This is a genomic window from Clostridium homopropionicum DSM 5847, from assembly GCF_001263795.1.
In the GTDB taxonomy this organism is placed as follows: Bacteria; Bacillota; Clostridia; order Clostridiales; family Clostridiaceae; genus Clostridium_H; species Clostridium_H homopropionicum.
On sequence record NZ_LHUR01000022.1, the window covers coordinates 309,073 to 323,797 of the forward strand.

16 protein-coding genes are annotated in these 14,725 nt (G+C 32.0%); 2 read left to right on the forward strand and 14 right to left on the reverse strand.

The window, feature by feature from the left end; all coding sequences use genetic code 11:
* Positions 1–198: 198 nt before the first annotated feature.
* The 6 genes from glmM to iadA all read right to left on the reverse strand — a co-directional run bounded on the left by glmM (position 199) and on the right by iadA (position 5,435).
* Complete coding sequence (gene glmM, locus CLHOM_RS09510; RefSeq protein ID WP_052221463.1) at positions 199–1,545, reverse strand: phosphoglucosamine mutase; 1,347 nt, start codon at positions 1,543–1,545, stop codon at positions 199–201.
* A gap of 90 nt (positions 1,546–1,635) precedes the next feature.
* A complete protein-coding gene (locus CLHOM_RS09515; protein ID WP_052221464.1) occupies positions 1,636–1,890 on the reverse strand; it encodes a hypothetical protein in 255 nt (84 codons plus the stop codon).
* A gap of 9 nt (positions 1,891–1,899) precedes the next feature.
* Positions 1,900–2,289: an SHOCT-like domain-containing protein gene (locus CLHOM_RS09520; RefSeq protein ID WP_052221465.1), complete on the reverse strand. Its 390-nt coding sequence runs from the start codon at positions 2,287–2,289 to the stop codon at positions 1,900–1,902.
* A 56-nt stretch (positions 2,290–2,345) separates the two neighbouring features.
* Positions 2,346–2,723: a DUF2089 domain-containing protein gene (locus tag CLHOM_RS09525; protein ID WP_052221466.1), complete on the reverse strand. Its 378-nt coding sequence runs from the start codon at positions 2,721–2,723 to the stop codon at positions 2,346–2,348.
* Positions 2,724–2,745: 22 nt separating this feature from the next.
* On the reverse strand, positions 2,746–4,044 hold the full coding sequence (locus tag CLHOM_RS09530; RefSeq protein ID WP_052221467.1) for an MFS transporter: 1,299 nt from the start codon (positions 4,042–4,044) through the stop codon (positions 2,746–2,748).
* A gap of 257 nt (positions 4,045–4,301) precedes the next feature.
* Positions 4,302–5,435: a beta-aspartyl-peptidase gene (iadA, locus tag CLHOM_RS09535; protein ID WP_052221468.1), complete on the reverse strand. Its 1,134-nt coding sequence runs from the start codon at positions 5,433–5,435 to the stop codon at positions 4,302–4,304.
* Between the two features lie 106 nt (positions 5,436–5,541).
* Between iadA and CLHOM_RS09540 the strand changes: the two genes are divergently transcribed.
* The gene (locus tag CLHOM_RS09540) at positions 5,542–6,207 is read left to right on the forward strand and encodes an FMN-dependent NADH-azoreductase (RefSeq protein WP_052221469.1); all 666 of its coding nucleotides are present in this window, start codon (positions 5,542–5,544) and stop codon (positions 6,205–6,207) included.
* A 54-nt stretch (positions 6,208–6,261) separates the two neighbouring features.
* Here CLHOM_RS09540 and CLHOM_RS09545 read toward each other — a convergent pair whose 3' ends face one another.
* From CLHOM_RS09545 to cdaA, 8 genes are all read right to left on the reverse strand, one after another.
* Positions 6,262–6,792, reverse strand: coding sequence for a 2-oxoacid:acceptor oxidoreductase family protein (locus CLHOM_RS09545; protein ID WP_052221470.1), 531 nt, complete (start codon positions 6,790–6,792; stop codon positions 6,262–6,264).
* A 1-nt stretch (position 6,793) separates the two neighbouring features.
* Positions 6,794–7,543, reverse strand: a complete 750-nt coding sequence (locus CLHOM_RS09550) for a thiamine pyrophosphate-dependent enzyme (protein WP_052221471.1) — start codon at positions 7,541–7,543, stop codon at positions 6,794–6,796.
* Positions 7,543–8,616 carry a 3-methyl-2-oxobutanoate dehydrogenase subunit VorB gene (locus tag CLHOM_RS09555; protein ID WP_052221472.1) on the reverse strand — a complete coding sequence of 358 codons (1,074 nt, stop codon included), beginning with the start codon at positions 8,614–8,616 and terminating at the stop codon, positions 7,543–7,545. The genes CLHOM_RS09550 and CLHOM_RS09555 overlap by 1 nt, the downstream gene beginning before the upstream one ends.
* A gap of 10 nt (positions 8,617–8,626) precedes the next feature.
* Complete coding sequence (locus CLHOM_RS09560; RefSeq protein ID WP_052221473.1) at positions 8,627–8,836, reverse strand: indolepyruvate ferredoxin oxidoreductase subunit alpha; 210 nt, start codon at positions 8,834–8,836, stop codon at positions 8,627–8,629.
* Between the two features lie 35 nt (positions 8,837–8,871).
* Positions 8,872–9,537: a nucleotide-binding protein gene (locus CLHOM_RS09565; protein ID WP_052221474.1), complete on the reverse strand. Its 666-nt coding sequence runs from the start codon at positions 9,535–9,537 to the stop codon at positions 8,872–8,874.
* Positions 9,538–9,778: 241 nt separating this feature from the next.
* A complete protein-coding gene (locus tag CLHOM_RS09570; protein WP_052221475.1) occupies positions 9,779–11,374 on the reverse strand; it encodes an NAD(P)/FAD-dependent oxidoreductase in 1,596 nt (531 codons plus the stop codon).
* On the reverse strand, positions 11,364–12,590 hold the full coding sequence (locus tag CLHOM_RS09575; RefSeq protein ID WP_052221476.1) for a CdaR family protein: 1,227 nt from the start codon (positions 12,588–12,590) through the stop codon (positions 11,364–11,366). The genes CLHOM_RS09570 and CLHOM_RS09575 overlap by 11 nt, the downstream gene beginning before the upstream one ends.
* A complete protein-coding gene (cdaA, locus tag CLHOM_RS09580; RefSeq protein ID WP_052221477.1) occupies positions 12,563–13,408 on the reverse strand; it encodes a diadenylate cyclase CdaA in 846 nt (281 codons plus the stop codon). The genes CLHOM_RS09575 and cdaA overlap by 28 nt, the downstream gene beginning before the upstream one ends.
* Before the next feature lie 191 nt (positions 13,409–13,599).
* Here cdaA and CLHOM_RS09585 point away from each other — a divergent pair, with 191 nt between their 5' ends.
* Positions 13,600–14,613 carry a hypothetical protein gene (locus CLHOM_RS09585; RefSeq protein ID WP_052221478.1) on the forward strand — a complete coding sequence of 338 codons (1,014 nt, stop codon included), beginning with the start codon at positions 13,600–13,602 and terminating at the stop codon, positions 14,611–14,613.
* Positions 14,614–14,725: the final 112 nt, after the last annotated feature.

Sequence of the window (14,725 nt, forward strand, 5' to 3'; positions counted from 1 at the left end):
CTATATTATAAATACACTAAATCTTACTGATTATATTACGCAATATATTCCGTAATATAATTATATATTATTATTTGTTTAAAGACAATAAGCATGTCCCTTGCTTATATGTAGATAAAAAGCTCTATTTTGTTAAGAATCACAAAGTCAATTCAAAAAGAAGTACCCAAATCTTTGGATACTTCTCTAAAACCTTTATTAATTAACTTTTGCTTCAATCATCTTAGCTAGGTTATGAGCAATTTTATTAAGTTCCTCTTGATCCTTTCCTTCTAGCATTACTCTAACTAAAGGCTCAGTTCCTGAAGGTCTTATTAAAACTCTTCCACAACCATCAAGTTTTTCTTCAATTTTAGCTATTTCAGCAGCAATCTCTACGTCCTTTTCATGAATATCCTTCATATTGTTAGGCACCTTAGCATTCACTAAAACCTGAGGAAGCTTGGTCATCATTGCTGCTAACTCTGAAAGGGCCTTTCCAGTCTTCTTAACTACTGACGCAATTTGAAGTCCAGTTACAAGACCGTCTCCAGTAGTGTTATAATCCAAGAAAATAATATGCCCTGATTGTTCTCCTCCCAGCTTATAGTCACCCTTAATCATTTCTTCAAGAACATATCTATCTCCTACTTTTGTCTTTATAGTGGATATTTTTTCATTCTTAAAGGCTAAATCTAAGCCAAGGTTACTCATAACAGTAACTATTACCATATCATCCTTTAATTTACCTTGCTCTTTTAAATTCTTTCCACAGATAGCCATTATAAAATCACCATCAATTAGATTTCCTTTTTCATCTACTGCAAGGCATCTATCTGCATCTCCATCAAAAGCTAGCCCCAAATCGCAGCCTTCTTTTACAACATACTCCATTAATCCTTCTGGATGAGTTGAACCACATTTTTCATTTATATTTACTCCATCTGGATTATTATTTATAACATACACTTTTGCCCCTAGCTTATTAAATCCTTCTACTGCTGCCTTATATGCTGCTCCGTTAGCACAATCAAGGGCTACCTTAATACCTTTTAAATCTACATCTATTGTAGATAAGGCATAGTCTATATAATCTTCTATAGCAAAGTTATTTATAATTTTTCTTCCTAAGTCTCCACCTGTTGGAGATGGAACTCCTACAAAATTACTCTCTATTATCCCTTGTATTTTATCTTCTATTTCGTCACTTAGTTTGTATCCATTTCCATTGAAAAACTTGATTCCGTTATATTCTACAGGATTATGAGAAGCTGAAATTACAACTCCTGCATCTGCTTTATACTTTCTTGTAAGATAGGCAATGGCAGGGGTAGGTACAACTCCTATACAGACAGCTTCAGCTCCCATAGATAATATACCTGAAACTAATGCTGCTTCAAGCATATCCCCTGAAATTCTTGTATCCATTCCAACTAATATTTTAGGCTTATGAGCTCCTTCTGTTAAAGCAAAGGCTCCAGCTCTTCCAAGCTTATATGCAAGTTCTGCAGTTAACTCTTCATTGGCAATTCCTCTTACTCCATCTGTTCCAAACAATCTACTCATTTTGTTCCCTCTCTTTATATGTTTTATACACATTCCCTTTAATTATATTACATATTTTTTATTATAACAATATGAGTAAATTTCCCCTGATTACAATATTATCTTCACTTTTGTCCCATCTGAAGCATTAACATTTACTATCTCCATACCTTTATACTTGCTTAGAACCTTTATAGCCTTATTTAATTCCTCAAAATCTAGTGCTTCTATATACATTCTTTGTTCCTTTGGAATGTACTTATTCATTCCGTATTTTGCAGTTAACTTCAAAGCAAAGCCTAACATCCACAAGGGCATGGGTATTATACATCTAAATTTTCCTGTAGTCTTAATATGCACTCTCATATTTTCACCCTATTCAATTATTACTTCTACAATATCACCATTAGCACTCTTAACATCAACTATCTTTCCGTTTATGTCATTATCAATAGCATCAGCTATGGCCTTCATATCAAAATTAAATCCATTTTCAGTGCCCATAGCTATTCCTGGTATTTTACCACTAGCATTAAGCATAGCCTTAACAAACTTAATAGGAAGCTTTACATCCACATTATCCCCTTTAATTGATCTTACCTTAACTTTTAACATTCTATCTTCATTATTACCTTTTGTTAAATCAAGAGTAGTAAGGATATCCTTCTCCTTTTCTTTAATTGCTGATATTAAATCAGTAGCCTTATCTGCATCAATTTTACCTTCTTCAACCATTTTTAATATTCTTGATATATCTTCTTTCATTTTAAATTACCTCCAAATTATTTTTTTAATTACTAAATTAATTTCATAATAAGTAGTTATTCTGGAAGATCTCCATCCTTCAATGCCTTTAAAGCCTCTTCTGGAGAAATCTCTCCCTTTTCCAGCATATCTAATACCTCTTTATTTGTAACCTTAGGCTTTTTGTTTAAGGAATATCCTAAAGCTAAAATTACGTCATCAAGTTTAGCTCTTACAGTTGGATAGGATATGCCCATTTCTTTTTCCACATCCTTGATGTTTCCTCTAGACTTAATAAATACCTCTGCAAATTCAAGCTGTTCACTAGTTAAGTAGGCAAATTTTGATAGTTCAAACTCGTTTTCTATAATTGTTCCACACCTGTTGCATTTCAGTTTTGTCACTTTTAAATTGGAGCTGCATACTGGACATTTGCTTAAAACCTTGTATCCCATTTTTTCACCTCTTTTCCTCACCTTATATCTTTCTTATTTCTTTATTTAATCCCATTGCAAGAGTAATAAAAATCATTACTGCTCCTGATAATAAAGGTAGTATATACACAGGAATCCTTTCTAGCAATAAACCAGATAAGATTAATCCTAAAGGAAAAATACTTAATGATGAAGTTTCTAATAAAGCAAATATTCTTCCTCTAATACTGTCTGGTGTTTCTCTTTGAATAACCAACTGAATAGGAATATTTGCATATATAACAGATGCCCCTGATATAACTAAGCAAACCATGTAATAAACGAAATAAATATTTTTATTGAAATTCATAAATATAGGCATAACAGGTAGCGACATCAAGGCAGTTGCAGTGCTAACTAATAATATACTCCCTATAAAGCTTTTATATTTTTTATCTTTTTCTTTAAAAATTGACATTACAATAGATCCTATCATCATTCCTAAAGGGAACATTGCCTCTAAGATTCCATACTTTTCAGGAATTAATTTGATTACATTATTTATAATATAAGGAAAAGGCACTGTTACTCCAAAGGCTACAAAGAAATTTAAAAACAATGAGAACCCAAAAATTATAATCAATAGCTCTCTAGTTTTAAGAAACTTAAAAACTTCTTTAAATTCTTTTATAATTCCTATAGATAGTTTCTTCTCTTCTGCTTCCTTTTCTTCCTGCTTATCAGTATTATTTAAATTAAAATCAATGAACATTTCTGAGATTCCAGATAACATAAAGGATGCAGCATTAATAATTAAAAATAATCTCATATCCACAAGAACAAATATAATTCCACCTAAAAATGGTCCACATATTTGTGCCATGGCAGATACTGTCTGATTTAAAGAATTTGCTCTGTTTAAATTTTTATCATCTACAATATTAGGGATAGATGCATTTATTGGTATATCAAAGAAGGTATTACAGGTATTTAATAAAAAGTTTGCTGCGTATATATATGATACTCTAAGTTCATCTGCAGTTGCTAGAGCTGCAAGTGCAAAAACTATTGTTCCACTAAGTATATCTGATAACACCACTATCTTCTTTCTATCAACCTTATCTGAAATTACTCCTGCCAATGGTCCAAATAGTATTCTAGGAAGCATTCCAAAAACAAGAGTTATAGAAAAAGCAGCTGAAGAACCTGTTTTTTGCAATACATATAAGCCAATAGCAAAGTTATATATTTGACTTCCAAATAAAGATACTAATCTTCCCAGCAATAATAAAACTATATTAGAAGTTACTCTAGCACTATCAATTACTTCTAGCTTTGTTTCTATGTCTTTATTAAATTCCAAATCCTCGTCCTCCTACAACATGTTAAAATATGCTTTGTTTACATATTTATCTAACTAACTACAATATCATTATAGTATACTCAATTAATAAAATCAATATATAAATTAAAATAATTAATTTTATTTTTGATTAAATTAATTATTTTAATTTATTACTTTAAATTTCTTAATGTGAAATATTAATTTTTATATTCTGCTAAATATTTAAAGGATATATAGTTCTAATTTATACTTAGAATTACATATCCTTTTCCATATTAAATTGCTATGTTACCCATAGCTATCACATTTGTAATCTCCAGAGTCTCTTTATCTAAAATAACTATATCTCCATCCTTGCCTTCCTCTATTCTTCCTTTTCCCTTTAATTTTAAACTAGAGGCTGGATTTGAGGTTATTACTTTAATTGCAGTTTCTATATCAATATTTTCTTCTAATATGGCATCCTTAACTTCTTTAAATAAAGAACTTATGCTGCCCACACCATTTCCAATAAATTCTCCCAACTCATTAAACATAGGGAGGCTTCCTTGAGCATCTGAGGAAAAACTTATATTTTCTATAGGAACATTACTTTGTAAAAGTCTTTTTAAGCCTCTGCTGCACTTTACTTCCCCTTCCATTAGGAATTTTGTGGTTGTGCTTGTGGTTAAATCTATTCTTCCTCCAGATCTTGCGTACTCTATTCCCTCTTTGAAAAGCTCCTCATTTCTATTTATATGGGTCGGTATAAATTGAGTTATAGGTATCTCTGTTTCACTTACTGTTCTCTTTAAATGGTCTAATTTTTCTTTTCCATCTCCTAAATGGATATTTATAATTCCAGCTTTATTAGAAAGAACTCCTGCCCTTCTTGCCTCTGAAGCTAATTCTATTAGCTTTTCAATTGGTGGTTGAGAACCTCTATGGTCTGATAATGCAACTTCTCCTACACCTATTATTTTATCAATTAGCATTATATCCTCTTCTATACTGTTCATTAATGCCTTTGGAGGTATTTTATAGGAACCTGTGTAAATGTAAGTGCTTATTCCTTCTTCCTCTAGAGCCTTTGCTTTGGCTAAGAGCCCCTTCATATCCCTTGTAATCCCGTCAGTTCCAAGGCATCCTACAACAGTCGTAACCCCAGACCTGACTATTTCTTTATAAGAGATTTCTGGTGTCCTAGTTTTAAAGCCTCCTTCTCCCCCTCCCCCTAAAATATGAACATGTGAATCTATAAAACCTGGAAATACCAATTTATTAGCTGCATCAATTATTTTAATGGGTAATTCTTTTTGAAGCTGTATTTTATCCCCAATATATTCTATTTTATTTCCACATATGAACAAATCCTTTTCACCCAAATATTCAGGAGAATAAACCTCTCCATTTTTAATCAATATCATCATAAAAATATACCTCTTTAATAATAAAATTAATCTGTTCATTAACATTTTACATTATTTATTGTGTACAGTGAAATAATAAATTTATTACATACAGGAGGTGTTTATTTTGAAAAAGCTATTGTATATTACGGTTAATCCAAAACCTGAACAAATGTCCACAAGCAAGACCGTCGGAAGGCAATTTGTTAATAGATTCTTAGAGGAAGATAAAGAATATGTTATGGAAGAGTTGGATTTATATAAAGAGGATATACCTGAAGTTAACCATATATTATTTTCAGGCAGAGCAGAAACTGTTTCTGGTGATGCCTATAATGCTTTATCTGAGCAAGATAAAAAGCAAGTTGACAGAATTAATGCCCTATGCGATCAATTTATAGCTGCAGATACTTATGTAATAGCGGCTCCTATGTGGAGTGTCAGCTTTCCTTCAAGACTTAAAAGATATTTTGATTGCATCATACTTAACAACAAGGTAATCAAGATTTCCCCCGAAGATGTTCAGGGACTACTGGATGACAAGGAAAGAAGCATGGTATATATTCAATCCTCAGGAGGAGTGTACCCAAAGATATTCAACAGTAAAATTAATCATGGAGTAGAGTACGTTGAAGATATATTTAAGTTTCTAGGAATACGGAAATTTAAAAAGATTCTTGTGGAAGGTGTAGATATTCCTTCCGTTGGGAGAGAAGCAGCAATCTCTAACGCTTTTGCAGATGTTGATGCTGTTGTGGATGCCCTTACTACAGATAAATTAATTCAAATATAAATTGTAAAGAACATATAGAGTATAGAATCATGTCTATATGTTCTTCTACTAAAATTATTTTACACAGTCCATTCCTTTTTCAATGGCCTTTTTATTCATTTCATAAAACTCTTCTCTTCCATGTTCTTTTAGTGCTTTAAGTAAAGCTTCCTCTGATACTACTTCAGTCCTTTTTACTAGAGCTCCTAAAAGTACCATGTTTGCAATAGTCTTCTTTCCTATCTCCTCTGCTTCCTTTTGTGCTGGAATAGCTATTACCTCTATATCACTTCTAACAGGAAACCTATCTACAAGATTACTGTCCATGATAAGCAGTCCCCCAGGTCTTACCATTGGCTCAAACTTATCTAGGGATGGTCTATTCATAACTAAAACTGTACTTGGTTCTGTAACTATAGGTGAACCAACAGCTTCTTCAGATATTGTAACTGCGCAGTTACAAGTACCCCCTCTCATTTCAGGTCCATATGATGGAAGCCAAGATACATTTAAATCGGTCTCCATAGCTGCATGGGCTAAAAACTTACCCATAGATAATATTCCTTGTCCTCCAAAACCTGCAAAGATTATTTCTTGAAATACCATACTACTCCACCTCCTCAGTTATATCCTTTTTAACTCCAAGGGTGTAATAAGGCATCATATTTACCCTAAGCCACTTGAGGGCTTCATTTGGGGACAGTCCCCAATTTGTGGGGCAAGTGGACAGTACTTCCACTATAGAAAAACCTTTTCCCTCTATTTGATTTTTGAAGGCTTTCTTAATAGCATTCTTAGCCTTCATTATATTTTTTACATTATCTACTGATACACGTTCCACATAGCATACTCCATCTAGAGTAGCTATCATCTCAGAAACTCTTATTGGATAGCCTGCAATTGATGTATCTCTTCCATAAGGTGATGTTTCAGTTACTTGACCTGGAAGAGTTGTAGGTGCCATTTGTCCCCCTGTCATACCATAAATGCAGTTATTTACGAATATTGAGGTAAGCTTTTCTCCTCTGGTAGCAGCATGGATTATTTCTGATGTTCCAATAGCTGCTAAATCTCCATCTCCCTGATAAGTAAATACTACAGAGTCTGGTACAGCTCTCTTAATACCTGTTGCAACGGCTGGAGCCCTTCCATGAGCAGCTTGAAACATATCGCATGCAAAGTAATCATATGCTAATACAGAACACCCTACAGGAGCTACCCCGATGGTTTTATCTAATATTCCTAAGTCATCAATAGCTTCTGCAACTAATCTATGAATGATTCCATGAGTACAACCTGGGCAATAATGAGTTGGTACATCTAATAAAGCTTCTGGTCTTTTAAATATAACAGTCATTATTTTTCACCCCCAAGAATTTCTCTAACCTTTTGTAAAATGTCTTCCTTATGAGGTACCATTCCTCCAGTTCTTCCATAAAAGGCAACCGGTTTCATTCCTTCCACAGAAAGTCTTACATCCTCTACCATTTGACCACAACTCATTTCTACTGTTAAATATCCCTGTTTAGTTTTACTTAATGTATTCTGGAAGCTTTCCTTTGGAAATGGCCAAAGGGTTATTGGTCTTATAAGCCCCAGCTTAATACCCTCTTCTTCAGCCTCTTTAATTACATTCTTGCATACTCTAGCTGTAGTTCCATATGCCACAATAATTAAGTCATTCTCTCTTTCACATTTATACTCTTCGTACTTAACTTCTTTTTTTTCTAATTCTCTATATTTTTCTTGAAGCTTTAAGTTATGCTTCTCCAATTCTTCTGGTTTTAGGAATAGTGTATTGATTATATTGTGCTTTTTTCTGCCATTAAGCCCTGCAGCCTTCCACTGTTTTTTACTAGGAAGTTCCCTTTCTGTTCTTTCTTTAAACTCTACAGGCTCCATCATTTGTCCAAGCATCCCATCTCCCATAATCATACATGGAGTTCTATATATATCCGCTACATCAAAGGCATCTCCAATTAAATCTACCATTTCTTGAATAGATGCTGGTGCATATACCGGCATTCTATAATCTCCATGGCCTCCTCCTTTAGTCGCTTGGAAGTAATCAGATTGGGCAGGCTGAATTCCTCCAAGGCCTGGCCCCCCTCTTACTATGTTTATGATAACACAAGGTAGTTCTGCAGCTGCAATATAGGAAATACCTTCCGCTTTTAAACTAATTCCTGGACTTGAAGATGAAGTCATACATCTGGTTCCAGTTCCTGAACAGCCATACACCATATTTATAGCAGCAACTTCACTTTCAGCTTGTAAAAATGTTCTTCCAACCTGAGGCATCCTTTTTGATAAATATGCTGCTACTTCTGTCTGAGGCGTTATGGGATAACCGAAAAAACATTGGCAGCCTGCTTTAATTGCAGCTTCACCAATCGCTTCATTTCCTTTCATTAAAATCCTTCTATTCATAAGTATTCCCCTACCTTTCAACAGTTATAGCACAGTCTGGACATATCTTAGCACAGGATGCACATCCTATGCACATACTTTTTTTATCCTCTTCAATAGTGGCTGGATGGTATCCATTTAAATTCAATTTATCTCCAAAAGATATTATCCTCATAGGACATATTTCTAAACAAAGACCACACCCTTTACACCTTTCTTCTTGAAACGTTACCTTTGGCATAGAAATCCCCCCAATTCAGTTATAAATTTGTTACCTTATTGCTCCCACGGTTTCTTCATATAAATATTGATTGTAAATAATTCACCTTCTACTTTGCCCCTAACTCCATCTTGTAAATCTTTTGTGATAACTGTGTATCTATATGGAATATTTAATTGTTTTGATAATTCACTGACTATTTTATCCCCATCCAAAACATCTTGTACATTTGTTTCAGTGCTTAAATTAGTATTCGATATTAAATGGGTAATCTTAAGTCTTGAAGCTTTTTCAATGTTTATCATATATTCTTCTGTGCTTAAAAAGTCTTCTGTCATTGGGCGATTATTGTTTATAACAAAATACATATCATAAGGCTCTTCTTGAAAATATTTATTGTATTGTCCAAGAGCTACAGCCCCTACATCGTCCCCTCCAACATCGATAACTACTTCATAGGATTTATCATTAAATGCTGAAAGAACCTCCGGCGGAAGCACCATAAGCTCTGCATTTGAAAATTTAGGATTTGAACTTATTACTTTTATCCCTTCCTTCTCTAGATAGTCTTTTATGTCTCTTACACAAAAATATGGATTTACAATATCCATATCAACAATTGCAACCTTACTACCACTTTTAGCAAGATTTATGGCATAATTCACTGCAATTTCTGTTTTTCCACTTCCAAAATGTCCTGTAAACACTCTTATCCTACTCATATTTCCACCTGATTTCATAGCATTAAAGATTGTATAATATTGTCAGTGTAATCGTTTAAATATATTATAACGCAAAACTAATTATTAATCAAAATTAATTATACTTTAAAATATGCAATTGCAAGTAAAATTTCTCCAATTTATAAATTGTATTTTATTCATTCAATATTTAGTAAATATAATAACCTAACGTATTTTAATTTTTTTAAATACATTAGGTTATACATAACTAATTAACGCTCTATAGAGGTAAATATTCTTTTATTATACTCTCAGAAATTTTTAATCCATCAACTGCTGCTGAAATAATACCACCAGCAAAACCTGCACCTTCTCCAGCTGGATACAATCCACCTGTAGAAATGCTCTGAAATTTTTCATTTCTTTCTATTTTAACTGGAGCAGAAGTTCTAGTTTCAATCCCAGTCATAACTACATCATCACTTGCAAATCCTGGTATTTTCCTATCAAATTGTACAAGTCCTTCCTTCAGCGTACTTATAACTCCTTCTGGAAGACAGTCTTTTAGTTCTCTAAAAGCATATCCTGGTTTATATGTAGGCTTTATACTTCCTAAGCTTACTGAAGGTTTATCCTTTAAAAAATCCCCAACTAATTGCACCGGAGCTATATAATTTCCTCCTAAAGAGAAAGCAAGTGATTCATAATGTCTTTGGAATTCCATTCCCTTTAGTGGTGTATTTCCAATAAAATCATTTTCTCCAACTGTTACTACAATAGCTGAATTGGCATTTTCCTTATCTCTAGCATAATAACTCATTCCATTAGTAACAAGTCTTCCTTCCTCAGAGGCTGCAGCTACAACATCTCCTCCTGGGCACATACAGAAGCTATAGACTGCTCTATTATTTTTCTCACTGGTATAGGATAATCTATAATCTGCTGCTCTTAATCTTGGATGTCCAGCGTATTTTCCATATTGATTTTCATCAATGATTCTTTGGGAGTGCTCTATTCGAACGCCAATTGAAAAAGGCTTAGGGGACATAAATACTCCCCTTTTATAGAGCATTTCATAGGTGTCTCTAGCACTATGTCCTAGGGCTAATATTAATACTCCACAAGATATTTCTTCTCCATTTACAATTATACTGAAAATCTTATTATCCTTTATTTTAATATCTTCAAGCTTGCTGTTAAATCTTACTTCTCCTCCAAGCTCAATTATTTTTTCTCTAATGTTCTTTACTACCGATTTTAATATATCTGTTCCAATGTGTGGCTTGCCTATATATGTTATTTCCTCTGGAGCTCCTGCCTTTACAAATTCCTGAAGAACATAATCACATCTAATATCTTTAATTCTTGTAGTTAGTTTACCATCTGAAAAGGTACCTGCTCCCCCTTCTCCAAACTGAACATTGGATTCAAGGTTTAGCTTACCAGTTTTCCAAAAGCCTTCTACAGCTTTAGTCCTTTCTTCAACGGCACCTCCTCTTTCTACGACTATAGGCTTATAACCCTTCTCAGCTAATCTAAGTGCTGAAAACATACCAGCAGGTCCCATACCTACAATTATAGGTCTACTTTCAAGCTTTTTGCTTCCATGCATTAATTCTTCAACTAATTGTTCTTTTTCTATCTTTATATCTTTATCATTAGCTCTTTTTACGAGCTTTTCTTCATTTTCAGTACTTACTTCAATATTATAAATAAATTTAATATTATTTTTCTTTCTTGCATCTATTGACTCTTTAAGAATTTTAAACTTTTTTATATTCTTTTCTTCTATTCTTAATTTTTTTGCAACCTTTTTCTTAAGTAAATCTATGTCTTCATTTATATCTAATGAAATATTGTTTATTCTAACTGCCATTCCCTTGCTCCTTAATAGTTACTTTTACAAATTTAATATTTTGCGAAATTATATCTATATCTGATGGTACTTCTAGGTTTATAGGTAAATTGTGTTCACCTTTGCCTAATGAATCCAAATTCACAAAGCACTTTATATTATCCGCAGAAAGCTGACTTATTGCAGTTTCGGATCCTGATGCTACAATAGAAACAGTTTTTGTATCTAAACTAGCTGATAGTCCATTTCCCAAATTAGTACTGTCTATATCTAAGGTTAGATTTTTCTGGATTACTTTATCTAACAGCACTTCTCCATCAATAGTGTCTGTATCTTCAACTAACTTTATTTTAGGTGGAATCTTTAATTTTACTTTGATATAAGACTTTTCACTTTTAAATTTGCTCAAGTCTATAGGCTCAGTTTCTAGTGTATTTACAGAAACTAAATCATTTGGTTCCCCAGTAATCATTACCTTCTCTTTATAAAGATTTATAGCTTTTAGCAAAAAATCATTAGATAAATCTCCAGTGGTATTTACACTAATAGATACCTCTTTAGTCTTTTGAATAGGTATAACAACATCAACGACCTTTGGATTTACTTTTAATTCTTTTATTTCTACCCCTGCTGCATCAGTTGCAATTAAAGGTACTTTTAAGGTCAAATTTTTATCTTGATTACTAATATCCACATCTGCTACAACTTGAGACATGCTGTTAATATATTGTTCTGACCCTCCAACTACTGCATTTTCAGGTTTAACTATAGGTTTGCCTTCTGAAAATCCATTTTTAGAATTCCCTTTAAGTTTTACCACTATAGGCATTGTCTTTTCAATATATTTATCAACTTTTACATTAATCCACATGGAATTATCATTAATAATACTAATATCAGAACTTGGTCTCTTAACTATACTAATCGGAATTTTATTATCCCCTTTTTTTAAAGCATAAATACTTAAATCTGCTACTATTTTAAATTGATCAGCTTTAACAGAATATACGTCTGAAGGTTTTCCTGTAATTTTTAATGAAGTAGTAAATTGTTGATTAGGTAAAATTACTAGTCCCGATTGAGTTAAGAAATCCTCGTTTACAATTTCAATTGGAATATTAGAAATTTTGTAGGTTACATTTAGGTTTTCATCATTTGATGTAACTAGCCATAAAACAAATGCTGCAATAATACAGCATATTTTAACAACTAGCTGTTTTCTTCTTTGCTGAACCATGACTTCACCTTCTCTCTATATGTAATTTTCTTATTGCTTCTAGTTTTTATTATTCTTATTAAAATATCCTTAAGTCTTTCTTTAGTATAGTACCTGGTCAGATTCCCATTTATTGCAAGAGATATAACGCCAGTTTCTTCGGATACTATAATAACTATAGCATCTGAAACCTCAGAAATACCTATTCCAGCTCTATGTCTTGTTCCCAATTGCTTATTTATATTTCCATTGCTTGTAAGTGGCAAAAAACAGCCTGCTGCAACAATTCTATCATTTTTAATTACAGTAGCTCCATCATGAAGAGGAGTATTTACCACAAATATATTTTCCAGCAATGCAGAAGAAACAGCAGCGTCAATTTTAGTTCCAGTAGAAGTTATATCCCCAAGCCCAGTGGTCTGTTCCATTAAAATGAGTGCTCCTGTTCTAGTTTTAGATAAATTTTCAACTGCATTTGTTATTTCCGTTATTACTTCTTCTATCATCATTTCATCTTCAAAAAGATGTTTATCTGTAAAAGTACTTCTTCCAATATGTTCTAAAGCTTTTCTAATTTCTGGCTGAAATATAATTATAAAAGAAAGTACTCCAATAGTTATTGTTTTATTTAATATCCAATTTAAAGTGGATAAGTGAAGCAAACTACTTATAGGAATCAAAATAACAATAAGTAAAATTCCCTTTAAAAGCTGTTCAGCTCTTGTTTCATGCATCAGCATATAGAACTTATAGAAAATATACGAAACCACAGCAATATCTAATATAGAAAAAGCATTTATGCTTTTTATAGTACTTATAAACATGTCTAAAAACTGCATTCCATTCACCTCTAGGCTTTAATTTATATATTAATTATACACTATAATAACTTATTAATATCAATTGCTTAATTAATTTACAAAATATTTATTTACTTATTCAGTGTATATTAATTTTTTTATGAAATACTAGCATAATATTCTATCTATGTTAAAATAATAATAATAATTTATACGGAGGAGTTGATGTCTTGATAAAACAAGAGAAAAAAAGAACTAGAACAGTAATCATTGCTATTTCTGCAATTCTTCTAGGCTTATTAGTTTTCTTTGGAACATATTATTTTTTTATGAACAAATCTTATTCACATTATACAGACAAAGTTAAAACTGAAATAACCAACATAACAAAAATAAATGAAGCTTCTTCCACATTTACTAAGGGTGAAACTATTGATAAAGACAAGATTTTAAATAGTATACCTAATTCAATTTCCTCCCTTCAGACATCTTTATCGAACCTTAAAAACCTGCTTGTACAAGATAAATATAAAAAGGATCATGAAAATCTTATAAATGGTGTAGAAAACAATATATCTATTTATAAACAAATACTAGCCATATGTAGAGATTCAAATAACTCTAATTTACAAAGTTACATTACACTGCTCCAAAAGTATAGAGATGACTGCATGAATTACTATACTCTTGTTTCTATTAATAATTATAAAATTTCTCTTACAGACGAAATTATTGACTTAATTGATAAGACTATAGATTTTTCTCAAAAGCAAGTTCGTCTTAATTTAGATAAAGAAGTCTCAACGAACCAAAACCGTGATTTTCTTAACATCTTGAATCCTTTAGTTGAGAAATTTAATGAAGTAAATAAAGATTATATGCCTGAGATTCTCAATATTAGAAATAACTCTACTAGCTATGAGGGAATCTTAGATTCTATTACAAATGCTGAAGCTGTTATTGCTGATAGCAAAACTACTCTAGCTGCAGTAACTATTCCTAAGGATGCTTTAGAAGTTAATAAAGCTTTTATTAAAACTTTAGATGATTTTGATCAATATATCCAAAGTTTTAAATTTGCTGTAAAAACTGAGAGTCTAACCTATTCTGGTGGAGTAAACAACAATAAAGCTTTAGATAGTTTATATTCTTCTTCTAAAGATAAAATGAAAACTGCCAATGAATCTTATAAAGTTTTTTTAAAATTATTTCATGAGTTTAAGGATAAACTTCCAGTTCAATAACCTATAATATTTAATTGTTAAATTTAATTATTTATTGAATTATTTTTTTCTTAACGGGAACAATATCTATAGCCTGCTTTAAAAGTTCCATAAAATTTAAAGGAGAGGATAG

Bases quoted from the DNA above. Each gene is read 5' to 3' on its own strand.
- glmM (WP_052221463.1), bottom strand. From the start codon at position 1,545: ATGAGTAGATTGTTTGGAACAGATGGAGTAAGAGGAATTGCCAATGAA.
- CLHOM_RS09515 (WP_052221464.1), bottom strand. From the start codon at position 1,890: ATGAGAGTGCATATTAAGACTACAGGAAAATTTAGATGTATAATACCC.
- CLHOM_RS09520 (WP_052221465.1), bottom strand. From the start codon at position 2,289: ATGAAAGAAGATATATCAAGAATATTAAAAATGGTTGAAGAAGGTAAA.
- CLHOM_RS09525 (WP_052221466.1), bottom strand. From the start codon at position 2,723: ATGGGATACAAGGTTTTAAGCAAATGTCCAGTATGCAGCTCCAATTTA.
- iadA (WP_052221468.1), bottom strand. From the start codon at position 5,435: ATGATGATATTGATTAAAAATGGAGAGGTTTATTCTCCTGAATATTTG.
- CLHOM_RS09545 (WP_052221470.1), bottom strand. From the start codon at position 6,792: ATGGTATTTCAAGAAATAATCTTTGCAGGTTTTGGAGGACAAGGAATA.
- CLHOM_RS09550 (WP_052221471.1), bottom strand. From the start codon at position 7,543: ATGACTGTTATATTTAAAAGACCAGAAGCTTTATTAGATGTACCAACT.
- CLHOM_RS09555 (WP_052221472.1), bottom strand. From the start codon at position 8,616: ATGAATAGAAGGATTTTAATGAAAGGAAATGAAGCGATTGGTGAAGCT.
- CLHOM_RS09560 (WP_052221473.1), bottom strand. From the start codon at position 8,836: ATGCCAAAGGTAACGTTTCAAGAAGAAAGGTGTAAAGGGTGTGGTCTT.
- CLHOM_RS09565 (WP_052221474.1), bottom strand. From the start codon at position 9,537: ATGAGTAGGATAAGAGTGTTTACAGGACATTTTGGAAGTGGAAAAACA.
- CLHOM_RS09570 (WP_052221475.1), bottom strand. From the start codon at position 11,374: ATGGCAGTTAGAATAAACAATATTTCATTAGATATAAATGAAGACATA.
- CLHOM_RS09575 (WP_052221476.1), bottom strand. From the start codon at position 12,590: ATGGTTCAGCAAAGAAGAAAACAGCTAGTTGTTAAAATATGCTGTATT.
- cdaA (WP_052221477.1), bottom strand. From the start codon at position 13,408: ATGCAGTTTTTAGACATGTTTATAAGTACTATAAAAAGCATAAATGCT.